Raw genomic sequence first — 25,173 nt, 5'->3', positions numbered from 1 at the left:
GCGCAGTGCGCATCAATGCTGGGTCAGACCTTCACGACCGAACAGGATCTCTTCGATCAGCAGATTAGACAGTTCATCGCGCTTTCGCCAAACCACCATCAGCACGATCAACTGTAGACGTTCCTGCGAAATCTCGCCGGGCGCTGCATGCATGACCAGATCAAGCGCCATTTCGCGCTCAGGGCCGCCCAGTACATGGGCACTTTGTAGATACAGCCAGTAGTCCAGTGCTTCTTCATCGAACCGCGCCAGCTCATCCGGATGGAAATGCCGGCCAGCCATATCTCCCAGCGCTGCGTAACGCGTGGTGTCGATACGGTTCAGTTCTGCCAGCCAGCCAACGGCCTGGGCGATATCGTCCTGATCAAAACCGGCGCTCGCCAGTCGCGTGGCGAGCAGAGATACATCCGGCTCACCCTCGGCGTGGTAGAACTGTTCAAAAAGATAAGCAAGAACTTCCAGCATAAAAATTAGGTCAACCTCGGTGCGTGTCTTTTTAAATCTGTATCTGGAATCTGATGGCGGCGCAACGGCAATTCAAGCAAAGCGGTCTCATTACCGCTCAAACACGCCGTTGATACCGGTTTCCCGGCAGCGCAAATACCGCGCCTTTCAATTCCAAACCGAGCAGGATTGCGCACAGACGGTCCGCCGTCAAGCTGGACCTTACAGCAAGCTCGTCAATGGTGACCGCGTCAAACCCCATATGCGGGATCACCAGACGCTCCTCGCCTTGCAGTTCATCCTGCCATTGTGAGGTTGCCGGAGCCGGGCTGGGCGAACGCTGCGGACTGCTGCTATCCCAACACAATTCGCTCTGAATATCTTCAGCACATTCGACCAGCTTTGCCCCTTGCTTGATCAGTTGATGACAGCCTTTGGCCTGCGGAGAATGGATCGATCCGGGGATGGCAAACACCTCTCGCCCCAGATCATTGGCCTGACGAGCGGTAATCAGTGAGCCACTGCCAATCGTGGCTTCGACCACCAGACAGCCTTTGGCCAGCGCCGCAATCAAACGGTTGCGGCGGGGAAAATTCTCCGGCTTGGGCGCAGTGCCCAAGGCAAACTCGGAAACAATCAGCCCTTGCTCGGCAATCTGATGCGCTAACGCCCGGTTCGACGCCGGATATACGCGATCCAGCCCGGTGCCAACAAAAGCCACAGTACCGCCCGATCCCGTCAGCCCACCGCGATGCGCGGCGGCATCAATCCCCGCCGCCAGGCCACTCACAATGCCCATGCCGGACTGGCTCAAGGTTTCTGCAAATCGTTCGGCGTTCTCCAGACCTTGCGGCGTGGCATTACGGCTACCGACAATCGCCAGCGCATCGCGAGCCAGCAAGTCCGTGTCACCCAGACAAAACAGCACGCAGGGCGCGTCAGGCAATTCAAGCAGCGCGGGCGGGTAATCCGCATCGGACATGGTGAGGATGCGGCAACCAGGCTCCTGCGCCCAGGCTAGTGCCTGAGTGACGCTGTCATGGACCGCAGCTTGAGCGGCATCGCACCAGCTACGTGCCAGCTTTTCATTATCCAACACATTGCTGATGTCATAAAACGACGCCGCCAGCGCAGTCTGCGGCGTTTTGAACGCTTGCAGCAGACCTAGCTGGCGGCGTGGCCCGATTCCGGGCACTAGCGCGAAACGCAGCCAGATGGCTGCGTCCGCGTCGTCTTGCATCAAGGCGATGTAACCTCGTCGGCGATGTTGACCGGTTCTGTGCTGTCGAGCAGCAAACCGTAGGCAAACTTGGGGAATACGCGATAGACGAACAGATTGCCACTACGCTCGGCCGGTGTGAACCGATCCGGCTCGCTTTTCGACTCTTTCTTGATCGGACGCCCGGCTTTCCAGGTCACCAACACCGATCCGACATCGATGCCATCCTGCGCACCGCGGTTAATCACCAGCGTGGTCAGCGGGCCAGCTTCAGCCACGCCACCGTAGGTCGACACCACTTTGCCGTGGATATCACCCTGCGGCGCGTGCGGCGCATAGTTCAGGAATTCGCTCTCGGTGGCCTTGACCAGACGAGCGCCAACGCCAATTTCTTCCTTGGCCGTCTGCACGCGCATGGTGGTGACGTCACCGGTTTTTTCCACGACCAGGTCGCCCAGATAAGTGACCTCATGACCGATCACGCGCTTATGCTCAGGATCATCCGGGTCGAACAATGGCTGGCTGGGGCGATAGGCTTGCCAGACTTGGCCAATCTTGCCATCAGGCATGTCTACGGCGTAAACCTTCTCACCGGCCGAGAACACAACACGGTCATCCGGCCCTGCGGCAACGCGCGGCGCCGTCAGCAATTCGTTTTCTTCAACGACCAGCGGTTTGTCGAGGAACGGACGGATCGAGGTCAGCGGAATGCTTGGTACCGCGCCATTATCCATGTCGCTGCTGCGTACATGCGGCGACAGCTTGGCTTCGCCGTTGCTGCCCACGCGTTCGTTCTTGAGCAGTTTCAGACGTGGTGTACCGCCGGAGCGATCCAGCACCACGACGTCGCCTGGATAAATCCAGTGCGGGTTCTTGATCTGCTCCCGGTTCATGTTCCAGATCTCGGGCCAGCGCCACGGCTGCTTGAGAAAGTGACCCGAAATACCCCACAGGGTATCCCCCTTGACCACGACGTAGCGGTCTGGCGCACTGTCCTGCAAAGCCAGCGTGTCGGCATAAGCCAGTCCGGTGGTGCCACTGAGGGCGAAAAGTAGCGATATAATTGTTTTACGCATGGTGGTGGTCACACTCATCTACTCCGGTCGATCCGGATGGGGCCGGATAAAAATTTCCGGGACTCGCCAACTTGAACTATTTGTTTAAACCAGGAAACAGCCAGCAAACTACCGGCTGCTTTTGCTGTTTCTTCGTCGATATCTACCCTGGCGCTAAAGCCGCGTAGATTCTGCATATAAACTTTTTGAGCTGCAAGCAAACATGGCAATTCTGAATATCCTGCATTATCCCGATGAACGTTTGCACACAATTGCAAAACCAGTCACCGTTTTTGATGCAAAGCTGCAACAGCTTATCAATGATATGGCGGAAACGATGTATGCCGCACCCGGCATCGGGCTGGCCGCAACACAGGTCAATGTGCACGAACGTCTTATCGTCATTGATATTTCTGAAAGCAAAGACGATTTAATCGTGCTGATTAACCCCCGGATTCTGGAGATGGACGGCAAGACCAAATCCGAGGAAGGCTGCCTTTCCGTGCCTGGCATTTACGAAGAAGTGGATCGGGCCGAGCATATCAAGGTTTCCGCCCAGGACCGAAACGGGAAAGAAATCAGCATTGATGCAAGCGGATTATTGGCCGTTTGCATTCAGCACGAAATGGATCACCTGGAAGGCAAAATATTTGTCGAAAAGCTTTCCAGACTGAAGCTGACGCGGATTATCCAGAAGCTGAAAAAGAACGAACGCAAGATCATGTAATCTGCCTGCGTCGCCGGATTGCCAGAGCCTCGCTGCATGGCATATCCGGCAACCTGCATCCCGCTTTCCCAGCCGCCGCCCGCCGGCGGTTTTGCTTTTTGGTGCCCTGCCATGAAACTGATTTTTGCCGGAACTCCCGATTTTGCCGCCGCCGCTTTGCAAGCGCTGCTGGATGCCGGACACGAGATTACCCTCGTCCTTACCCAGCCAGACCGGCCTTCTGGTCGCGGCATGAAGCTGACCGCCTCGCCCGTCAAACAACTGGCATTGCAACACGGCTTGCCGGTGTACCAGCCAGAGCGTTTGCGTACGGCAGAGCAACAGGCGCCGCTGCAAGAGATCGGCGCAGATTTGATGATCGTGGCGGCTTACGGCTTGATTCTGCCGCAAGCCGTGCTGGATTTGCCGCGTTTGGGTTGCCTGAATATCCACGCCTCGCTCTTGCCACGCTGGCGCGGCGCGGCGCCTATCCAGCGCGCCATTCTGGCGGGCGATAGCGAAACCGGCATCACCATCATGCAAATGGATGCGGGCCTTGATACCGGTGACATGCTGAGCATTCATCCCGTCGCCATCACCGCTGACGACAACGCCACCAGCTTGCACGACAAACTGGCCGTAGCAGGCGCGCAAGCCATTGTCGCAGCGCTGGAACAGTTACCTGCGCTGCAAGCCGCCCGCCAGGTGCAGCCGAGTGAAGGTGTCACTTATGCGGAAAAGCTGAAAAAAGAAGAGTCGCTGATTGACTGGTCGCGCTCGGCCATTCAGCTGGACCGGATGATCCGGGCGTTCAACCCCTTCCCCTCGGCGCAGACCACGCTGGCGGGCGAAGCGCTGAAAATCTGGCGAGCCCAGCTAGCCGAAGGGCAAGGTCGGCCTGGTGAAATCCTGCAGGCAGACCGCAACGCATTGCTTGTTGCGACGGGCCAAGGTGCGCTGCGCCTGACCGAGCTGCAAAAAGCCGGTGGCAAACGGCTGGATGCCGCGGCATTCCTCGCCGGAGTGCAACCAAGTCCTGGAACCATCCTCGGCTAGACCAGTCATTCAGTTATTCGCTTGATGACCCGTAGGTGGCCGGCGCCAGGCCGGATCAGCTACAGGCAGATGGCTGGTGCGTTGAATTATCCCTGCCTGTGACAATCTATTCCTGGAAGGCTTGGCACGGCGCTTGATAACCAGCGCTTTTATGAGGACAACTATGAACAACTGGATTAAAACCACCTTGCTGATGGCTGCCATCGTTGCCTTGTTTGGCATCATTGGCGGCATGATAGGCGGGCAAAAAGGCATGTTGCTGGCACTGGTATTTGCTGGCGGCATGAATTTGTTCGCCTACTGGAACTCCGACAAGATGGTGTTGAAGATGTACAACGCCCATCTGGTCGACGACACGACCGCACCAGAACTGGTTGCCATGGTGCGTGAACTGGCAGGCCGCGCTGGCTTGCCCATGCCCAAGGTGTATGTCATTGAAGAAGACCAGCCCAACGCTTTTGCCACTGGCCGCAATCCGGAAAACGCCGCGGTCGCCTGCACTACCGGTATCATGCGCGTGCTCAGCCACCGCGAGCTGCGAGGCGTAATGGCGCATGAGCTGGCTCACGTGCAGCATCGCGACATCCTGATTTCGACTATTTCCGCGACCATGGCAGGTGCCATTTCCGCGCTAGCCAACTTCGCCATGTTTTTTGGCGGACGCGATGAAAACGGCCGCGCGGTTAATCCGCTGGTCGGCATCGCCGTTGCCATTCTGGCGCCCGTTGCTGCTTCGCTGATCCAGATGGCCATTTCGCGTTCGCGTGAATTTGGCGCGGATGCCGGTGGCGCACAGATTTCCGGCGACCCGCTGGCATTGGCTGACGCGCTGAGAAAAATTGAAGCTTATGCGAAAGGCATTCCGATGCACACCGCGCAGGCTCACCCCGAAACCGCACAAATGATGATCATGAACCCGCTGCATGGCGGCGGCATGGCTGATTTGTTCCGCACTCACCCACGCACTGAAGAGCGCGTGGCCCGCTTGCAAGCCATTGCTCGCGGTCATAACCAGACGGATTTCAGATAATTGTTCGCAACCCAAAAATTGGCGTCACAAGCGCTCGAGGCCGTACTTGGCGGCCAGACCCTCACTGACGCCCTTACCCGGATATGGCGCGCAGAGCCTGACTTGCGCCCGCAACAACGCGGCGCCATTCAGGACTTGTGCTACGGCACGCTGCGCCACTTCGGCCTGCTCGACAGCACACTGAAACAGCTGCTCAACAAGCCGCTGCACGAATCCGCGCTCAAAGCGCTGTTGCTGGTGTGCCTGTATCAACTGCAGTTCACTCGCGCCGCGCCTTATAGCGTGGTCGATCACGCGGTGAAAGTGGCTTCCCACACGGGCACCGGCATGGGCAAGGGTCTGGTCAACGCCATCCTGCGTAACTTTTTGCGTCAGCGTGATGATCTGCTGAACCAGGCGCGCACCACGCCCTATGGCAAATGGTCGCACCAGCAATGGTGGATTGATGCCATGCGCGAAGCCTGGCCACAGCAGTGGGAAAACATACTCACCGCCAACAACACGCATCCGCCGCTCACGCTGCGCGTCAACCAGCGGCGCGGCAACGTTGCGCAAAGCATGGCCGCCTTGCAAGAGGCCGGACTGGAAGCGCGCGCCCTGGACGACACCGCCATCCAGTTGCGCCATCCGGTGGGCGTAGATCGCATTCCCGGTTTTTTTGAAGGCCTGGTTTCGGTGCAAGACTGGGGTGCGCAGCAAGCCGCTCGCTTACTCGATGTCGCCCCCGGCATGCGCGTACTGGATGCCTGTTCTGCGCCTGGCGGCAAAACCGGCCATTTGCTGGAACTGGCCGATCTGGAACTTACTGCGGTCGATGCGGATGCACAACGCCTGTCGCGCGTGGCTGACAATCTCAAACGACTGGGATTGAATGCCACTTTGTTGACCGGCGATGCAGGCAAGCCAGCCGACTGGTGGGATGGCAAACTGTTCGACCGGATTCTGGCCGACGTGCCTTGTTCGGCCACCGGTGTTGCACGCCGCCATCCAGATATCAAATGGCTGCGCCGATCGGCAGATATTGTCCAGTTTGCGCAACAACAGGCCGCAATGCTGGATGCGCTGTGGGCTTTGGTAGCTCCGGGCGGCAAACTCCTCTATGCTACGTGCTCCGTATTCCCGGCAGAAAACGCAGTCCAGGCAGCAGCCTTTGCGGCTCGTACGCCGGATGCGCTACGCCTGCCGGTGACACTGGAATCCGCCACCGATGGGCAGCTATTGCCGAACCCGGAGCACGATGGTTTTTACTACGCCCTTTTTGCGAAACACACTGGCTAGCTGGCGCCGTTGGTGCGGCCTGCTTGCCTTGTGGCTGGCCGTTTCCGTGGCCTGGGCAGATGGTGGCGGCATCAAGGCCCAACAGGCTGCGTCCAGCTGGGGTGACAACCAGGTCGAAATCTCGGCCAGTTACAAGATCACCCTTTCCCCGGCGCTGGAAGACTCTTTGACCAATGGCCTGAGCTTGCCATTTGTCTACGAATTCCAGCTCACCCGACCGCGCATGTATTCCTGGTATCGCCAGGTGGCCGACTGGTTCTCCCCGACCGCTACGCTTACCTATCGCTTGAGCTACCACGCTTTGTCGCGCCAGTATCGCCTGCATCTTGGCAGCTTTTACCGCAGCTTCAATACGCTGGATGAAGCATTGTCGGCACTGGGTGTGCTGCGTGGCTGGGGCGTACTGCAAGACACCTCGATCGCTCACGACAAAAGTGATTTCTCTGGCCGCATGCGGCTCAAGCTGGATGTCTCGCAATTGCCCAAAACCTGGCAACTGACTGCTATTGGTCACAGTGACTGGCAACTCGAATCGGCCTGGTCGGAGGTCGGCTTGCGCAGTGACGAGGACGGCAAGTAAATGAAGCGGGCGCTCATCATTCTGGCCTCGCTGGGCACAATTCTGCTGTTCCTGCTGGCCACCGCTTCCGGCAATACCTCGGCCTTCGCCAAGTATTACACCGTGCTGCTGACCATCAACGGCCTGATGTTGCTGGGCATGATCGTGCTGGTGGGCGTGCGCCTGATGCAGCTGGTGCAAAAGGTCAAAGCCAAGGTCTTTGGCTCGCGGCTCACTTTGCGCATGGTGCTGATGTTCTCGCTGGTGGCGGTGTTGCCCGGCGCGCTGGTGTACACCTTGTCGGTGCAGTTTCTGAACCGCTCCATCGAAACCTGGTTTGACGTACGGGTGGAAGGCGCCCTCGATCGCGGCTTGAACCTCGGTCACAACGCCATTGATTTCCAGCAGAACGACCTGCTACGTAAAGCGCGGGTCATCGCCCTGGATATCCACGATGAAAACGGCACCTCGCTTCTTTCCCGTCTGACTCGTTTGCGCGATCAGATTGGGGTACAGGAAATCAGCGTTTTTGATGAAACCGGGCAGACCATTGCGCATATCGGTAACGAAAGCGCCGGGTTATTCCCGAGTATCCCCGACCGCAATCAGCTACGCATGGCCATGCAAGGGCCGGTCAAACAACTGGAAACAGACACCGACAAGGGTCTGACCATGCGCGTGATGATGCCAGTGCATGACACCGGTTTATCTGAGCGCACGCGCATCTTGCAGCTACGCCAGCCAATTGACCCTTCACTGGCCGCCGATGCCGAACTGGTCGAACAAGTCCGCGCCGATTACAAACAGCTCTCGCAATCGCGCCAAGGCCTCAAACTCATCTACAGCCTGACGCTGACGCTGGCGTTGCTGATGGCCCTGCTGGGCGCAGTGGCGCTGGCAATCTATCTGTCGGACAAACTGGCCGCGCCGCTCTCAGTGCTGGCCGAAGGCACCCGCGCGGTGGCTTCGGGCGACTATTCACAGCGCCAGCCGGTGATCAGCCGCGACGAACTGGGCATTCTCACGCATTCGTTCAACCGCATGACCCGCCAGTTGGGCGATGCACGCACCGCGCTGGAACAGCACCAGGCCGAACAAGAGGCCGCCAATGCGTACCTGGAGGCGATGCTTGGCTCGCTCACCGCGGGTGTGATGTCGTTTGACGATAGCTGGACGCTGGCCTCTGCCAATCAGAGCGCGCTACGCATTCTGGGCATTGATCCCAACCGGCTAGGCGATATCCCGCTGATGCGCTGGAGTGAGCTTTATCCAGCGCTCACCACCTTGTGTGACCAAGTGTTGATGGGCTTTGCCGGCAAAGAAGAACACTGGGAAAAAGAAGCCGAAGTCGCCGACGAAAAACGCATTTTGCAAATTCGCGGCACAAGGCTGGCGGTGGGCGAAAGTCGTAGCGGCTATCTGGTGGTGTTTGACGACATTACCGATTTGATTTCCGCCCAGCGCGATGCGGCCTGGGGTGAAGTGGCTCGTCGCCTGGCCCATGAAATCAAAAACCCGCTCACGCCGATCCAGTTGGCCGCTGAGCGCATGGAACTGAAACTGGCCGACAAACTGGACCAGAGCGGTAAGGACCTGCTGACCCGCAATTCTCAAACCATCGTCAAACAGGTGGCCGCGCTCAAGCAAATGGTAGACGCGTTCCGCGATTACGCCCGCAAACCCACGGGCAAGAAGCGTCCGCTTGATCTGCGCCAGTTGCTCAGTGAAGTCTTGGTACTGTATGAAGCTGCCCCGGTGAAATACGAAGATCTGACCGGCGGCGCGCTGATTGTGGACGGAGATGCCACGCATTTACGCCAGGTGATCCACAATTTGCTGCAGAATGCACAAGATGCTATCCATTCCCAGGAAAGCGGACAGGCGGTTGATGGCGTATTCAATAAACCACAAATTTGCGTCCGGACCGAAAAAACCGATAAATTTGCCAGACTCGTCGTAGAAGACAGCGGAAACGGCTTTCAACCCGATATACTCCCTCGGGTGTTTGAACCGTACATCACAACAAAACAAAAAGGTACGGGCTTGGGATTGGCGATAGTTAAAAAAATTATCGACGAACATCACGGCCGCATTCAGGCCGGAAACCGCGAAACTGGCGGAGCCTGGGTTCGTATTGATCTGCCGCTGGCGGAGGAATGAAGTTGCATAGTCAGGATATTCTGGTAGTAGATGACGAGATCGGCATTCGCGAATTGTTGTCCGAAATTCTGCAAGACGAAGGCTATAGCGTAGCGGTGGCAGAAAACGCCGAAGCGGCGCGCCGGCTACGTAATCAGGCGCAACCACGCCTGGTATTGCTGGATATCTGGATGCCGGACACCGATGGCGTAACGTTGCTCAAGGAGTGGGCACGTAACGGCCAGCTCACCATGCCGGTGATCATGATGTCAGGTCATGCCACCATCGATACCGCTGTGGAAGCAACGCGGATCGGTGCGATGGACTTCCTGGAAAAGCCGATTGGTTTGCAAAAGTTACTGGCCGCCGTCAAACGCGCCGTGACCTTGCAACAAGAAGCACCACGTCCGGTCGTCACCCTCAATCGTCTGGGAGAGAGCGAGCACATTCGCGAACTGACCCGCATGCTGCAAGCCGCACAAGCGCAAACCGCGCCGGTGCTGCTGATCGGCCCGCCTGGTGTCGGTTTTGAATATTGCGCGCGCTACGTCAACCCGGACGGCAAGCCGTTTGTGGCGCCGCACTCCAATGAAGAATTCGCGCTGGCGCCGCAAGAGTTGCTGAACAAGGCTACCGGCGGCACGTTGTTCCTGCGTGATCTGGCTTATCTGGATGCGCGGGCACAAGCCGGGCTGAAGTCGGTGCTGGGCAAGCTGGACAAAATGAAGGTGCGACTGGTGTCGGCCTCCAGCCGTCCGCTGGATCAGCTCAGCGGCGATCTCGATCCCGAGTTGTTCCGTCAGCTGTCGCAATGGATTGTGCCGGTGCCCGCCCTGCGTGAGCACAAGGAAGACATCCCGCGCATGGCGGAGACCATCCTCACCGATACAGTCGCGCAGCATAAGCTGGGCGCGCGTCGCTTCAGCCACAATGCTTTGCAGTTGCTGGCCCAGCAAGACTGGCCGGGCAATCTGGATGAGCTGACCAACGTGGTGAAGAGTCTGGCGTTGTCCTGCCGCGATGGCGAGATCGATATCAATCCGGTTTCGCGCATTTTGTCGCAGTTCTCGCCCAGCGTTGAAGCTACTGCAGCGCAAATTTCGGCACCGGCTCCGGCTTTGTCGGCAGTGGACATGAACTTGCCGCTACGCGAAGCACGCGACCAGTTCGAGAAGTTCTATCTGGAACGGCAGATCGAGTTGTCTGGCGGCAATATGAGCCGGGTGGCGGAACGGATCGGGCTGGAACGCACGCACCTTTACCGCAAGCTCAAACAGTTGGGTGTCAACATGCCCAAAAAAAACAAGCCAGTTGAAGAAGACTGACATAACCCGCACGGCATATCTGTAGCGCTGTGCTAGTCTGAACGGGAAGCAAACCTGACAAGGTTGCTTCCCGTTTTTGCGTTTTGGGGGCCACTGGCCTGCCCTTTGGTCCGGTTGTTGTACTGATCGCCCCCATGGCATCGCAATCAAGCCAAAACCAAACGGAGTCCTGGCTGCCCGCCCCGCGTGCGCCTGGCTCCAGATAAAACAGAGATCACAGCCAAACGTGTCCAATATTCTGATTCTTGGTGCCGGCCGGGTCGGCGCCACCGTGGCCGAGCAATTGGTCTACGAGCAACACAACGTCACCATCGTCGATGACAACCCGGCCAATCTAGCTCCCCTGATGAGCCGACTGGATCTGCGCGTCATTACCGGTTCTGCCTCCAGCCCGCAAACGCTGCGCGAAGCTGGCGCTGAAGACGCCGAACTGCTGCTGGCCGTCACCCCGACGGATGAACTGAACATGGTGGCCTGCAAGATTGCCTACCAGATGTTCCGCGTGCCCACGCGCATTGCCCGCATCCGCAATTCCGATCTATTGGCTCACGAGGCGCTGTTTTCGGAAGAAGACGGTTTTGCCATCAGTCACACCATTACACCGGCCCAGGTCGTCACCGACTACCTGGTGCGGCTGGTGAAAATGCCCGAAGCATTGCAGGTGCTCGATTTTGCCAACGGGCTGGTGCAACTGGTGGTGGCGCGCATTACCGAAGGCGCGCCCATGGCAGGCAAGGCGTTGACCCAGTTCAACGAGGTCCTGCCCAATGTCGACCGGCGCGTCGTCGGCGTCTATCGCAATAACCATTACATCCGCCCGGATGGCGACACCGAGCTGCAGGCCGGAGACGAAGTATTTGTGCTGGCCGAAGCACGGCAAATGCGCAAAGTCATCGCCGCGTTGCACGTGGTGGAAAGCCCCATCAAGCGCGTGCTGCTGGCGGGCGGGGGCAACGTTGGCTTTCGCCTCGCCAAGGCCCTGCAGAAGGATTACAGCGTCAAGCTGGTAGAAAGCGATCCAGCTCGCGCCGAATGGATTGCCAACCAGTTGCCCGACTCGCTGGTACTGCTCGGTGATGCCACCAGCGAGACGATGTTTGAATCGGAACAGATTGACCGTACCGATCTATATCTGGCGCTGACTTCGGATGACGAAGACAACATCATGTCGTCCTTGCTGGCCAAACAGATGGGCGCACGCAAGGTGATCTCGATCATCAACCGCTCGCGCTATGTCGACCTGTTGCAAGACAGCCGCATTGACGTGGCGCTCTCCCCCGCCCAGCTCACCATCGGCACCCTGCTCGCCTTCGCCCGGCAAGGCGATATCGCCGCAGTCAAACCACTGCGCCGTGGCGCGGCCGAGGCGGTTGAGCTGATCGTTCATGGCAACAAGTCGGTGTCGCGGGTAATTGGCCGCCGGGTCGATGAAATTCGCATGCCATCGCACGCTTTTCTGGCCGCCATCGTGCGCGCTGGCAAGGTCATCATGGTGCACCATGACACGGTGATCGAAGCCGATGACCGCTGCATCCTGTTCGTGCACGACAAAATGCGTACCCGCGAAGTTGAGCATCTGTTCGCCGTGAAGCTGGGGTTCTTCTGATGCGCTTGTTGCCCACCTTCAATATCCTCGCCCGGATAGCCCTGCTGTTTTCACTCACCTTGCTGGTTCCGCTGGGGCTGGCCTGGTTCGGACAAGATGCTGGCCTGCAGCCGTTTGCACAGGCCTTGGGAATTGTGTTTGTCAGCGCGCTGGTAATCGTCGCGGCAACGCATGCCTTTCGCCGTGAATTGCAAGTACGTGACGGCTTCTTGCTGGTGGTCGGCATCTGGCTGTTGCTGCCACTCGCAGCGGCCGCGCCGTTCTGGCTTTATGACCCCAGCGTCTCGTTTACCAACGGCTATTTCGAGGGCATGGCCGGGCTGACCACCACCGGTTCCACCACAATCGCCGATCTTGATGCGCTGCCAGCGTCGCTCAACCTCTGGCGCCATATGTTGAGCTGGCTGGGCGGCTTGGGGGTGATCGTGCTGGCGGTGGCGATTTTGCCGATGCTGGGCGTAGGCGGCATGCAGGTGTTCAAGGCCGAAATGCCAGGGCCAATCAAAGACGCCAAGCTCAAACCGCGAATCCGGGAGACGGCGCGCAATTTATGGCTGGTTTATATCGGGCTCACCATCCTCTGCCTGCTGTTGCTCAAGCTGGCCGGGATGACCTGGTTTGACGCTGTATGCCACGCGCTGACGGCCATTTCACTGGGCGGCATTTCCACCCATACCGATAGTGTGGCGTACTTCAATTCGCCCGCCATCGAAGCCATCCTGATTGTGTTCATGATTGCTGGCGCCACCAATTTCGCCACGCATTACGTCGCCTTCAGCCGCCGTTCGCTACTAGCCTACTGGCGCGATACCGAGTTCAAGTCGATGTTGGCGGTGATCTTGCTAGCCGGCATCGGGTTGGCGGCCTACCTGGATTGGCAGAATGTCTATCCCGACTATGAAACATCACTGCGCAATGTAGCGTTCAACCTGGTGTCGATCGCCACCGATGGGGGTTACGCCACGGCGGACTTCGGCACTTGGCCACTGTTTGTACCGCTGCTGATGTTGTTCCTGTCTTGCTTTAGCGCTTGCGCGGGCTCTACCGGTGGCGGCATCAAGATGTTCCGGGCACTGGTGCTGCTCAAGGAAGCGGGCCGCCAGTTCACCACCCTGTTACATCCGAACGCCGTGCAACCGGTGCAGGTCAATGGCCGCAGCGTACCGCCGAGTGTGATTTTTGCGGTGCTCGGATTTATCTCGTTGTATGTAACCAGCATGGTGGTGCTGACGTTTGTCATGCTGCTGACTGATCTGGATTTCCTCAGCAGCTTCACTGCGATCGTGGCCTGCCTGAACAATACCGGGCCAGGTCTGGGCGTGGTTGGCCCGGCAGCTAATTTTTCAGTCTTCGCGCCGCTGCAAATCTGGGTTTGCACCTTTGCCATGCTGTTGGGACGACTGGAAATCTTCTCGGTGCTGATCCTGTTCACGCCAGCGTTCTGGCGCCACTAATCCAGGCGCATGCGTGTGTGGCTCCAAACAAAAACCCCATGCCAGATGACATGGGTTTTTTGTTTGGAGCCAGTAAAGCAGCCGGACTACAGCGCCAGCTCGATCCGCCCGCGACCACTGTGTTTGGCCCGATACAACGCCTCATCGGCACGCAATACCAGGGCACGACCGTTTTCATCATCCTTGAGCATGGCCACGCCGGAGGAGAACGTGACATCAATACGTTCGGACTTGTGCATAAACGGCGTCCGCGCAGCCACAACCCGCAAACGGTCGACCACATATTGCGCGCCGTTCTGGTCGGTTTCCGGCAAAATCAGCAGGAACTCTTCACCGCCGTAGCGGACCAAAGCGTCAGTTTCACGCAACACCGCTTTGGCCAGATCGGCCATGTGCACCAACACCTGATCACCAACCAGATGGCCAAACCGGTCATTGACCAGCTTGAAATCATCCAGATCAAGAATCACCACGCTCAGCTTGCCACTGTGGCGGCGAGCGCGCTTTACTTCGGCGGCCAGCAGGTGATCAAAGCCCTGACGGTTATGTGCGCCGGTCAGCGGGTCCAGCCCAAGGATCATCCGGTTGTGCGCCAGGTCTTCTTCAATGTGGCGCACGGACTCGCGGATCGCAGCCAGATCAACGTGCGTGGTCTGCACCGAGGAATGAATGGTACTGGTGGAATCGATGATCTGATCCAGCAGAGCTTCAAGGCGACCATGCGTCTCTTCAGGCGGCACAACCTTGGCTAGATGCTGTTCGCGGGCGGTTTGCAACTGGTCCAGACTGCTGGCCATGCTCTCGCCATTCACCGCCAGCGAGGCAATCAGTTGTTCGGTGGTATCGGTTGCATCGCCAACGGCATCGTCCAGCCGGCACAGAATCTGCCACGCTTGCTGGAGCTCGTCGGTGGTTTTTTCTTCCGGCGCCTTGATGGTGGCAATCGCGTTGTAGAATTGCGTATAGTTTTCGGGGGTCGGCGGCAAGCGGCTTTCGACCAACCGTTTTAAGGCAATTCGGGCGATTTCCACCGGATTTACCGGCGGCACTTTAGGCATGATCTAGATGGGAACGTAAAAGGAATACCGGATTGTACGCAATCCAAACTTGACGCGCCAAGCCATTAAATTTTCTAAATTTTAATAACATTTCAATAATCCATTATGCATATTCACATTCTCGGTATTTGCGGCACTTTCATGGGTGGCATCGCCGCCCTGGCACGCGTGGCGGGCCACACGGTGACCGGCTGCGATGCCGGGGTTTACCCGCCCATGTCCGACCAGCTGGAAGCACTGGGTATCGAGCTGATCGAGGGCTGGTCTCCTGACCAGTTGCAGCTGAACGCGGATCTGTACGTGATCGGCAACGTGGTCAGCCGCGGCAATCCGTTAATGGAAGAAATCCTCAATCGTGGCCTGCCGTATACCTCAGGCCCAGAGTGGCTGCGCGATCATATCCTGCAGGGTCGCTGGGTTCTCGCGGTCGCTGGCACGCATGGCAAAACCACGACGACCTCCATGCTGGCCTGGATTCTGGAATACGCCGGATTGGCACCTGGCTTTCTGGTGGGTGGCATCCCGGAAAACTTTGGCATCTCCGCCCGCCTGCCCGGCGAACCACGCCAGGAAAAAGGCGGTCAATCTCCCTTCTTTGTAATCGAAGCCGATGAATATGACACCGCGTTTTTCGACAAACGTTCCAAATTTGTTCATTACCGGCCACGCACGGCAATCCTGAATAATCTGGAGTTCGACCACGCCGATATTTTTGCCGATCTGCATGCCATCGAAACCCAGTTTCACCACTTGGTGCGCACGGTGCCGGGCAATGGTCGCCTGATCGTCAACGGTCGCGAAGCCAGTCTGGATCGCGTACTGCAACGCGGCAACTGGAGCGAAGCCGAGCGCTTTGGGGTCGACCAGGGTTGGGCGATGGCCAATGATGACGGCCAGCATTTTGATGTACTGCTCAATGGCCAGATGCAAGGCCGGGTGACTTGGGATTTGCTGGGCGAACACAATCGCTTGAACGCGGTTGCTGCCATCGCTGCGGCCCGGCATGTGGGTGTACCGGTGGCGCAAGCCATTGAGGCGCTGGGCGAGTTCCGCAACGTCAAACGCCGCATGGAGATTAAGGGCGTGGTCAACGGCATCACCGTGTACGACGACTTTGCCCATCACCCCACCGCCATTGCCACCACGCTAGCGGGCTTGCGCCGCAAAGTAGGCAAAGCACGCATTCTGGCAGTGCTGGAGCCCCGTTCCAACACCATGAAGCTGGGCACCATGAAGGCGCAATTGCCAGCCAGTCTGGTCGATGCAGATCGCGTGTATTGCTACGGCGCCAATCTGGGCTGGGACCCGGCAGAAGCGTTGACCGGACTGGGCGAGAAAGCGCATGCGCATGATGACCTGACAGCGCTGGTTGCCGATGTCGCCAGCGCAGCACAACCGGGCGATCACATTCTGGTCATGAGTAACGGCGGCTTTGGCGGCATTCACGGCAAACTGTTGGCGGCTTTGCAGCGTTAACTGGCCACTTCATCCGGGCGGCAAATCGGCATTCTTGTCGCCCGGATGAAAACTCGTATTACCAGAACACCGGCTCAGGCTCGAGCTGCACGCCAAATTTGCCTTTGACCGACGCTTGTACTGCACGGCACAGCTGCTCGACATCCGCACGCCCTGCGCCGCCATGGTTGACCAGCACCAGCGCCTGTTTGTCGTACATGCCTGCCGACCCCAGCGTTTTGCCTTTCCAGCCCGCCTTATCTATCAACCAGCCTGCGGCCAGTTTGACCCAACCCGCAGTCACCGGATAACTCACCAGCTCGGGCCACTCTGCAGCAATCTGGTCACGCGTCGCCACATCCACAATCGGGTTCTTGAAGAAGCTGCCCGCGTTGCCGATCACAGCCGGATCAGGCAGTTTGCGCTGACGCACATTGATGACCGCCTGCGCTACAGCTTGGGGCGAGGTAGGTACGCCAAGCTGCTGCAATTCGCGTTCGATCTCGCCATAAGCAGTATGCAACGCCGGTTGTTTGGGCAGGCGAAAGATGACCTCGCTGATCAACCAGCGCCCGGCTTCTTCTTGTTTGAAGATACTGTCGCGGTAGGCAAAGCGGCACTCGCATTTGCTGAATACGCGTTGTTCACCGGTCTGCAAATGCGTGGCATGCACGCCATACAACACGTCCTTTACCTCTACGCCATAGGCGCCAATATTCTGGATTGGTGCAGCGCCGACGGTACCGGGAATCAGCGACAGATTTTCCAACCCGCCCCAGCCCTGCGCCAGGGTCCACTGTACAAACTCATGCCAGTTTTCGCCGCCACCGCCGGAGACGTACCAGGCAGTGTCGTCCTCGCCCGCCAACGAACGCCCAGCGATAGCGACTTTGATCACCAGGCCCGGCACCACATCTGGCAATACCAGATTGCTACCACCGCCAAGTACATGCCACGGCAAGCCCGCCAAAGCGATATCGGCACGTAATGTCGCCAACTCACCGATATCGGTCAGCTCACACAAGAATTGGGCGCGGGATGGCAGCCCCAGGGTATTGAGGCCAGACAGGTCGGTGTTTTGCAGCAAAGGCATGGTGGATTCCTGAAAACGCGATTATCCCGCATGCCCCGCTTGTGGCAAAGGCTAAATCCCGCTCTGTTGCCAGATGCCGCTTATACGCGTTGGCGGGCTTATTTACCTGGGCAAGTTCATGTAGTCTGACTACATTTCGACCCTCGTCTCTTACAGGCTTGCCTTGTCCCTATGGCGCTGCATCCTTCACTGATTCTGGCCACTACCCCGATCAACACCCGCAAAATGTTTCGCGGCGCGGTTGCCGTGGGGTTACCGCTACTGATTGCACTGACGCGGGGAGAGTTTTTACCGGCGGTTTACGGCGGCGTTGCCGGTTTTTATACGCTGTTCGTTGATTATGGCGGCGAAACCAGTGAGCGCATTGCCGCCATTATCTATATGACCTTAGGGATGTTGCTGGCGGGCATTGCCGGTGTTGCAGGCCATTATGTGCCGGGCGCCGGGCTGGCCTTGCTGGTGGGCTTTGCCTTGTTTGCGGGCTGGCTGCAAGGTGCTGGCGGCTCGGTCGAGTTCATTGGCAAGTACTGGCTGGTGGCCTTTTTGTTTGGCGATAGCGCGCCGGATCTGCCGCCGTTATGTGGCACCTATCTGATTCTTGGCGGGATTTCCGGCATTTTGTCGATCCTGTTATCGCTGAAACTGTTCAAAGAACCGGAATACCAGACGGCGCCCATGCTGCGCGAAGCGGCCCGGCATTTAATGCGGCGGCGTCACAATAACGGCGCCTTTGCGCTGTACTTTGCTGTGCTGGTGTTGTCGGGTTATTTATTGGGCCAATGGCTGGGCTTGCTGCGTTTTTACTGGGTGCCGCTGACCATTGCCATCGTCACCGTTTACGACGCGCACCACAGCGTGCATCGCCTTATTCAACGGCTGGTCGGCTCAATGATCGGCGTAATCGCTGGCGCCGCAGTGATCTATTACGTGAACAACGAATGGGTACTGGCCTTGCTGGTCACGCTTATGGCCGCAATGACCCCGGCAGCGCAGGCGCGTAATTACTGGGTGGCGGTGATCCCGATTACCGCGTTGGTGATGGTCCTGCTGGATTTCGGCCTGCAGCGGGTGATCGCCTCGCCCATGCATTTCGCCTTGGCACGCGTGGAAAATACCGTGCTGGCCTGCGCACTGTGCGCAGTGGGTTCGGGGCTTTACTTGAGAATGCTGCCCAAGATAGAAGCCTGGCAGGCGAAGCAGCATAAGCCGGGCGTGTATTGAGGGATTGCGAGAGAACTGCTCACGCCGCGCCTCTGAGCGAGAGACCGCACCGCATGTGTAAATACAGCAGCCCCGGATTCTCGCTAACGCTTCATCCGGGCCACCTGATTTCATCCGGGCAACGTGGCTCTCGGTTCCGGGTTTCTCAAAGCAACTAAATGACCCGACAGCGCTTATCCAGCCAACCGACCAGAGAATGGCATAGCAGCGCAGGGAATACTTAGCCGCAGGCGATAGGCTCCTGCTTTTGAGCGGTCGCATGCTTTAGTACCCCGCTGCGGGTATGGGCAAGCGAGCGATCAACGCCACGCCGCAAGTCGGATCACGCTCTCCTCCTCTCTTCGAACACACCCACTCCGCCCATAAAAAAGCCCTCCCGAACATCCGGGAGGGCTAAGCGTATCAGTATTGCTTGATACGTCGTCGGGTCGACACTTTGGAAGCTTACTGGTTGATGGCGCCCATCGCGTTCATCAGGGTAGCGGAGGTGTCATCCCCATCCAGCGACCAGGAGAACACACCGCCCATACCCTTGGTCTTGGTGTAGTTCAGCTTGGTGGCGATGATCGACGGATCATCGTAGCTCCACCAGTTGGTACCATCGAACTTGTACAGACCAACCACGGTATTGTTGTAGAAGATGTTACCTGCGGCGGATTTCAACACGTTGTAGTTGTTGATGCCTGCCTCAGAAGCACCCGCTGCCGGGCCGGTTGCAGTCTGGTACATGCCGTTGTTCACGTTCTTCACGCCAGTCCAGCCACGTCCGTAGAACGGAATGCCCAGATTGAGTTTGGCGATCGGGAAGCCTGCCGCGACCAACTCTTTGACTGCATCATCGGTAAAGTACGTTGCTACCGTGCCGCCATTCGAGATATTCGGGCTTGCCGGGTCGCCATACAGATTGGCCTGGAAGTCCGTCGGACCGGTGGTTTCAAAGCCACCGTGGTAGTCGTACGCCATCAGGTTCAGCCAATCTACCGAGGAAGCCAATGCGGCCGGTTCTTCCTGAGCGATCTTGTCTGAACCCGCGCCGGTGGTCGCCGTCAGCAGATAATGCTTGCCGGTGGTGGCGCCATAAGCATCAAGTTCGCTACGGAATTCCTGCATCAGCAGCGAGTAGTTGTGCTTGTCATTGACCGGATCAACCGTGTTGTAGCCAACGCCCTGGATACCCGGGTATTCCCAGTCGATATCGATACCGTCGAAGATGCCAGCCAGTACACCAGTACCGCCGGTACCCGAACCGGAATCAACCGGGTAGTTACCCTTGATGTACAAGTTGACGCAGCTGGAAACCAGCGCCTTGCGGCCAGTGTCGGTGGCAGCAGCTGCCGAGAAGTACTTGGACCAGGTCCAGCCGCCCAGTGACATGATCACTTTCAGGTTTGGATACTTGGCTTTCAGTTGCTTGAGCTGGTTGAAGTTACCCTTCACGGTCTGGTTCCAGGTGTCTGCAACGCCGCTCACCGAAGTGGTTGCGTCAAAGCCCTTCTGGATATCAGCCCACGCATCGCCACCCGTACCAGCACCTGCTGCGTTCGGGTTGGTGGCGCCTTGCTCAGTCACGGTCACTTGACCCTGGCATTGATAGGTACCGTCGGCTTGCTTGTAGATGTTGTTGAAGGCGTAGTTCAGGAAGGTCATCTTGGCAGCGGAACCGCTGGTGTCGATGTTCTTCACATTATAGCCAAGCGAGTAAATACCCCACTGCGCGAAGTACGAACCCACTTGATACTTGCCCGACGGAGTTGGAGCTGGAGTCGGGGTAGGTGTCGGCGCGGGAGTCGGTGTCGGTGTCGGGGTTGGAGCCGGCGTTGGGGTAGGCGTCGGAGCAGGAGTTGGCGTCGGAGTAGGTGTCGGCGCCGGTGTTGGAGTAGGTGTCGGAGTCGGCGTGCCACCCGAACAGTTCGCTACGATCGTCCATGGCTGGCCGCTACCGCTGGCACCCGAATTGGTGGCCGGGCTCTGGCCTTGCGTCCACCAGTTGGCCACATAGTTAACGCCATTCAGGCTAACGGTGTTGCCGGTGTTGTAGGCAGTGGTTGCATTCCAGACCGCCGCACAGCTACCACTTGGTGTAGGTGCGGGAGTAGGAGCAGGCGTTGGTGCCGGGGTCGGCGCTGGCGTTGGAGCCGGCGTTGGAGCCGGTGTCGGGACTGGCGTCGGCGCAGGTGTCGGAGTAGGCGTTGGCGAACCGCCAGCATCCGCTCCCAGATCCTTCCACAGACTTGGCGTCGCAGCCGGGTTCCAGTTGGCACCCACATAATCAGTCTGGGTGACCAGCGCTTGATAATCATGGCCGTTGTAAACAACGATGGTGCCAGCAGTATAAGTACCGCCGTCTACCCAGGCCGGATATGCAGCAAAAGAATGGGCCGCCACGAGGGCGGCCGGAATCGCTGCAAGGTTTAAACGTCTCATTTTCATAATAGGCAAGTCTCCATCCTTCTTGTATTGGCGCTATTCATGCGCATCCAGTGGTCTGGTCGTCAGATGATGTTTTCTTTTGCACCTTGCTCGCAGTGCTTTGTGCTGACGGTAACCGACACCCTTATGCAGCCTTCGGGTTCCACGGCGCCCATTAGCCGCCAAACCGGAATCTGACGTCAAGCCTGCGACCGACGTACGGGTTTTACCCTGGACAGACGTTCGGTACCGTCTATTGCCGTCAGCAAGCTTCAGCTGGCTCAACGAAGATGCTGCATTGCAGCAATAGATGAATTATTTGCTCAAATTGCTGTGTGGAAAGGACTATTTATTACTATTGCGTTGCAACATAAGAAAAGAATTATCCAGAATTGCGCAAACCGAAGCGCCCGCCAGGCGGATATATATGACGTTTGTCGCCGACGAAATGCAGGGTGTTTGTTGTGCCTGTGCATCGGCCTGGTGATGAATATTTTCACCACCCAGTCTTTTTTCTTTAAGGAACCGTCAACAACTTGTGCCCGAGAAAAATCGGTCAACGTTGACGTGGCAACCAAAAGGCAGGGGTGTGGAATTATGACAAAGTGGTATCTATAAACATGACCGACCTGTTATGCCAAAAGCATCACAGAGGTCTGCATGAACAACTCAAAATTGCGGTAGCGGGTAATTCAGGGACGGTTGCCCAGACTCCAGCGCGCGCAATACCACTTGGTTTGTTTGTTGGACAAACCCACCAGCACACTGCCGAATTTGGAGAGATAGCGCGGGTAAGGCCCGGCCAGAGGAACGAACTGGGTGTTGAGGGTGGCTTCCAGTTGTTTGCGCACCGTATCCACCGGGGAAGGAATCAGCACGCCGACCATCAAGGCACCGCTTTCCGGCAGATTGACGAATACTTCGCTGGCTGTATTGCCCGCCAGCTGGGCGTTTTTGGCGTCGAACCACTCCGCATCGCCCCAGGTGCGCAGCGGCTTTCCCAGGTAATTGCGGAAATACGCCCGCCACCAACTGGTGGACCACTCGGAATGGCAAGACAGCGCGGCCTCCATCTGCTCGCCAAAGTGGCTAGGCAGTCCAGCAGCGTTGACCAGGTGAGTGGCACAGGCAAAAGAAATCGCCGCCATCAACCCGGTAGCCTTGAAAGAAACAAAGGGACGGATCATGGCGGCGAGTATATGCCGGATCGGGCGTTTATTGCTGAGCGGTATTAACCACTGTTACGCAAACCGGCCGCAATCCCGTTAATCGTCAAATGCACCGCGTGTTGCAGGTCTTCGCTTTCATCACCCGCACGCAGGCGCTTGAGCAATTCAACTTGCAAGTGGTTGAGCGGGTCCAGATACGGCAGACGATTATCGAGGCTGCGCGCCAGCATCGGGTTATCACCCAGCAGCTCTTTGTGACCAGTGATGGCCAGCACGGCGTCTACAGCGCGTTGCCATTCATCACGGATACGACCGAAGATACGGCGAGCCAGGTCCTGATCCTGCACCAGTTCGGAGTAACGCGCGGCAATGGCGATATCCGACTTGGCCAGCACCATTTCCATATTGGATACGGTGACCTGGAAGAACGGCCATTCGCGATACAGTTCTTGCAAGACGGCCAGACCCGCTTCGTCGGTCTCGGCCAGGTATTCGGCAATCGCCGTGCCAAAGCCAAACCAGCCCGGCAGCATCAAACGGCATTGCGACCAGGAGAACACCCAAGGAATCGCCCGCAGATCGGCGATCGAATTGGTGTTCTTGCGCGCACTTGGACGCGAACCGATGTTCAGGTTCGGGATCTCGTTGATCGGCGTGGCTTCACGGAAATAAGTGATGAATTCCGGTGTGGCGTAAACCAGATCACGGTAGGCCTGATACGCACGCAGCGACAGGCGCTCGGCCAGCTTGTGACGCTCTGGCGTATCAACGCGGGCTTGTTCATCCGTCGGGAAGCTGGCTTCCAGCGTGGCGGAGATCATGATTTCCAGATTGCGGCGACCGACTTCGCGGTCAGCAAACTTGGAGGCAATCACTTCGCCCTGCTCGGTAATACGAATCTGGCCGTTCACTGAACCCACTGGCTGCGCCACGATGGCATCAAATGCCGGACCACCGCCACGACCCACCGTACCGCCGCGACCATGGAACAGGCGCATCTTGATACCAACGCCCTCAAACACCTTGACCAGGTTCAGTTCGGCTTTGTACAGCTCCCAGTTGGATGTGAGGTAACCGCCGTCCTTGTTGGAGTCCGAATAACCCAGCATGACTTCCTGCACCTGACCGCGTGCGGCCACGATGGTGCGCCACTGCGGCAAGGCAAACAGTTCAGCCATGATCTGGCCGCTGTTACGCAGGTCGGCGGTGGTTTCAAACAGCGGGATAACGTTGATCTTTGCTTTTGGAATCGGAGTGAGTTGAATCAGACCGACTTCATTCATCAATACCGCCACTTCCAGCAGGTCGGAGACCGACTCGCAGTTGGAAATGATGTAATTGGGCAGTACTTCGGAGCCATAACGCGCCTGCAACTCAGCGGCGGCGGCATAGATATCCACTTCTTTCTGGGTATCTTCGGTGTAATCCACATGCGGGCAGATCAGCGGGCGCGGGCTGGCCAGTTCACGCAGCAGTACCACGCGGCGTGAGGCTTCATCCAGCTTGGGATAATCCTCAAGACCGGCTTTCTGGAACAGTTCCGAAATCACCTTTTCATGCATGCCAGCGTGCTGGCGCATGTCCACCGGTGCCAGGTAGAAACCAAATACCGACACGGCACGCAGCAAGCGACGCAGACGGCCATTGGCCAGTTTGGCGGCGCCATGCGACTTGAGCGAATCCGACACAATTTGCAGATCGCGTTCCAGCTCGGCGGCGCTTTCGTATTCCGGCGCACGCGCCACATCATGCAGTTGATGATGGAAAGTGCCGATCTTGATGGCGGTGGCAAAAATACGCGCGGTGATATGACCCACGGCCAGACGATACGGCTCTTCTGTCTTGCGTTCGTCTTCTGCGGCTTGTTCTGCCAGGCGTTGCAGCGCCTGGTCGACTTGCACCAGGCGCGTCGACATGGAAAGTTCAGCGCCCAATTTGGAACACTGTTGATAGTAGTAATCCAGCGCGATACCCGATTGGCGCGACACGGCGTAGCGCATCACATCGCCATTCACAAACGGATTACCGTCGCGGTCGCCCCCAATCCACGAACCGATGTGCACAAAATTGGGCAGCTCGACATCGGCGCCGGACAACGCGGCCAGTTTGTCTTCCAGATCGATATACAAACGTGGCACTTCATGCAGGAAAGTGCTGCGGAAGAACGTGGCACCGTTTTCGACTTCGTCCTGCACCTTGAGCTTGAAGGTACGGATTTCGCGGGTTTGCCACAGCGTCAGCACCACGCGTTCCAGTGCTTCGCGATTGGCGCGCTCTTCTTCGCGCGTCATGGCATTGCGGTCACGCGCTACCAGCAATTCGGAAATCGCAGCGTGGCATTCCAGAATGGTTTTACGTTTGACTTCAGTCGGGTGGGCAGTGAGCACCGGCGCGATGAGCGTTTCGCCCAGCATCGCCAGAATTTCAGATGGCTTGATATCGCGGGCGATCAGCGCATTGATAGCCGCTTCGATACTGCCACGTTGCGCTTCCGAGCCATGCATTTTGTGGATACGGCGACGACGGTTATGATGCAAGTCCTCCGCTATATTGGACAGATGCGAGAAATAACTGAATGCTCGCACTAGCGCCATGGCGTTGGACAGATCAAGCGTCGACAATGTGCGGGCAAGCGCCACACTGGCTTCCGGATCGCGGCCTTCCACATAACGAATTGCGAGATCCCGAATGGCACCGATCTGGTCCGCGGCGGCATTACCGGTTTGTTCGCGAATGGTGCTCTCGAGCACATCGGCCAGGATTTCAAGGTCACGCGCCAGTGGCAGGTCTTTTTCGGCAATCAGTTCAAGTGCAGAAGACATGGGATTCGCTATCAGAAAGACGTTGATCGGACAGTTGGGACAAACCCGAGCATTGTAACAAATAACACCCCCTCC

General features: G+C 57.8%; 19 protein-coding genes. 11 read left to right on the top strand and 8 right to left on the bottom strand.

What is annotated here, in order from left to right; genetic code table 11:
* Positions 1-12: 12 nt before the first annotated feature.
* From N7220_RS12200 to N7220_RS12190, 3 genes are all read right to left on the bottom strand, one after another.
* Positions 13-465, bottom strand: a complete 453-nt coding sequence (locus tag N7220_RS12200; RefSeq protein ID WP_283147792.1) for a DUF494 family protein — start codon at positions 463-465, stop codon at positions 13-15.
* Positions 466-562: 97 nt separating this feature from the next.
* A complete protein-coding gene (gene dprA, locus N7220_RS12195; protein ID WP_283147791.1) occupies positions 563-1,684 on the bottom strand; it encodes a DNA-processing protein DprA in 1,122 nt (373 codons plus the stop codon).
* Positions 1,684-2,739, bottom strand: coding sequence for a LysM peptidoglycan-binding domain-containing protein (locus tag N7220_RS12190; RefSeq protein WP_283147790.1), 1,056 nt, complete (start codon positions 2,737-2,739; stop codon positions 1,684-1,686). The genes dprA and N7220_RS12190 overlap by 1 nt, the downstream gene beginning before the upstream one ends.
* Before the next feature lie 202 nt (positions 2,740-2,941).
* Here N7220_RS12190 and def point away from each other — a divergent pair, with 202 nt between their 5' ends.
* The 9 genes from def (at position 2,942) to N7220_RS12145 (ending at position 13,871) form a co-directional block, all read left to right on the top strand.
* The gene (gene def, locus N7220_RS12185) at positions 2,942-3,445 is read left to right on the top strand and encodes a peptide deformylase (RefSeq protein ID WP_283147789.1); all 504 of its coding nucleotides are present in this window, start codon (positions 2,942-2,944) and stop codon (positions 3,443-3,445) included.
* 111 nt (positions 3,446-3,556) lie between these two features.
* The gene (gene fmt / locus N7220_RS12180) at positions 3,557-4,480 is read left to right on the top strand and encodes a methionyl-tRNA formyltransferase (RefSeq protein ID WP_283147788.1); all 924 of its coding nucleotides are present in this window, start codon (positions 3,557-3,559) and stop codon (positions 4,478-4,480) included.
* Positions 4,481-4,643: 163 nt separating this feature from the next.
* Complete coding sequence (gene htpX / locus N7220_RS12175) at positions 4,644-5,510, top strand: zinc metalloprotease HtpX (RefSeq protein WP_283147787.1); 867 nt, start codon at positions 4,644-4,646, stop codon at positions 5,508-5,510.
* A complete protein-coding gene (gene rsmB, locus N7220_RS12170) occupies positions 5,511-6,788 on the top strand; it encodes a 16S rRNA (cytosine(967)-C(5))-methyltransferase RsmB (RefSeq protein ID WP_283147786.1) in 1,278 nt (425 codons plus the stop codon).
* On the top strand, positions 6,748-7,368 hold the full coding sequence (locus tag N7220_RS12165) for a DUF4390 domain-containing protein (RefSeq protein WP_283147785.1): 621 nt from the start codon (positions 6,748-6,750) through the stop codon (positions 7,366-7,368). The genes rsmB and N7220_RS12165 overlap by 41 nt, the downstream gene beginning before the upstream one ends.
* A complete protein-coding gene (locus N7220_RS12160) occupies positions 7,369-9,507 on the top strand; it encodes a sensor histidine kinase (protein ID WP_283147784.1) in 2,139 nt (712 codons plus the stop codon).
* Positions 9,504-10,811: a sigma-54-dependent transcriptional regulator gene (locus N7220_RS12155; RefSeq protein ID WP_390901495.1), complete on the top strand. Its 1,308-nt coding sequence runs from the start codon at positions 9,504-9,506 to the stop codon at positions 10,809-10,811. Before N7220_RS12160 ends, N7220_RS12155 begins: the two co-directional genes overlap by 4 nt.
* Before the next feature lie 226 nt (positions 10,812-11,037).
* Positions 11,038-12,417 carry a Trk system potassium transporter TrkA gene (gene trkA, locus N7220_RS12150; protein ID WP_283147783.1) on the top strand — a complete coding sequence of 460 codons (1,380 nt, stop codon included), beginning with the start codon at positions 11,038-11,040 and terminating at the stop codon, positions 12,415-12,417.
* Entirely contained in the window at positions 12,417-13,871 is a 1,455-nt protein-coding gene (locus tag N7220_RS12145) for a TrkH family potassium uptake protein (protein WP_283147782.1), read from the top strand. Before trkA ends, N7220_RS12145 begins: the two co-directional genes overlap by 1 nt.
* A gap of 86 nt (positions 13,872-13,957) precedes the next feature.
* Here the strand turns inward: N7220_RS12145 and N7220_RS12140 are convergent, their stop codons facing one another.
* A complete protein-coding gene (locus N7220_RS12140; protein WP_283147781.1) occupies positions 13,958-14,929 on the bottom strand; it encodes a GGDEF domain-containing protein in 972 nt (323 codons plus the stop codon).
* A gap of 102 nt (positions 14,930-15,031) precedes the next feature.
* Between N7220_RS12140 and mpl the strand changes: the two genes are divergently transcribed.
* The gene (gene mpl / locus N7220_RS12135) at positions 15,032-16,405 is read left to right on the top strand and encodes a UDP-N-acetylmuramate:L-alanyl-gamma-D-glutamyl-meso-diaminopimelate ligase (protein ID WP_283151441.1); all 1,374 of its coding nucleotides are present in this window, start codon (positions 15,032-15,034) and stop codon (positions 16,403-16,405) included.
* A 58-nt stretch (positions 16,406-16,463) separates the two neighbouring features.
* Here the strand turns inward: mpl and murB are convergent, their stop codons facing one another.
* Positions 16,464-17,477 (bottom strand): UDP-N-acetylmuramate dehydrogenase, encoded by a 1,014-nt coding sequence (gene murB / locus N7220_RS12130; RefSeq protein ID WP_283147780.1) that lies wholly within the window; start codon positions 17,475-17,477, stop codon positions 16,464-16,466.
* A 171-nt stretch (positions 17,478-17,648) separates the two neighbouring features.
* On the opposite strand from murB, the gene N7220_RS12125 reads away from it, so the two are divergent.
* Positions 17,649-18,698 (top strand): FUSC family protein, encoded by a 1,050-nt coding sequence (locus tag N7220_RS12125; protein WP_283147779.1) that lies wholly within the window; start codon positions 17,649-17,651, stop codon positions 18,696-18,698.
* Between the two features lie 444 nt (positions 18,699-19,142).
* Here N7220_RS12125 and N7220_RS12120 read toward each other — a convergent pair whose 3' ends face one another.
* From N7220_RS12120 to ppc, 3 genes are all read right to left on the bottom strand, one after another.
* On the bottom strand, positions 19,143-21,128 hold the full coding sequence (locus N7220_RS12120; protein WP_483409568.1) for a glycosyl hydrolase family 18 protein: 1,986 nt from the start codon (positions 21,126-21,128) through the stop codon (positions 19,143-19,145).
* Positions 21,129-21,799: 671 nt separating this feature from the next.
* Positions 21,800-22,294 (bottom strand): hypothetical protein, encoded by a 495-nt coding sequence (locus N7220_RS12115; RefSeq protein ID WP_283147778.1) that lies wholly within the window; start codon positions 22,292-22,294, stop codon positions 21,800-21,802.
* A gap of 44 nt (positions 22,295-22,338) precedes the next feature.
* Entirely contained in the window at positions 22,339-25,098 is a 2,760-nt protein-coding gene (gene ppc, locus N7220_RS12110; protein WP_283147777.1) for a phosphoenolpyruvate carboxylase, read from the bottom strand.
* Between the last annotated feature and the right edge of the window lie 75 nt (positions 25,099-25,173).

Source organism: Silvimonas soli, from assembly GCF_030035605.1.
GTDB lineage: Bacteria > Pseudomonadota > Gammaproteobacteria > Burkholderiales > Chitinibacteraceae > Silvimonas > Silvimonas soli.
The sequence above is the reverse complement of the archived record's forward strand: the minus strand, read 5'-3'. Positions and strand labels throughout refer to the sequence as shown.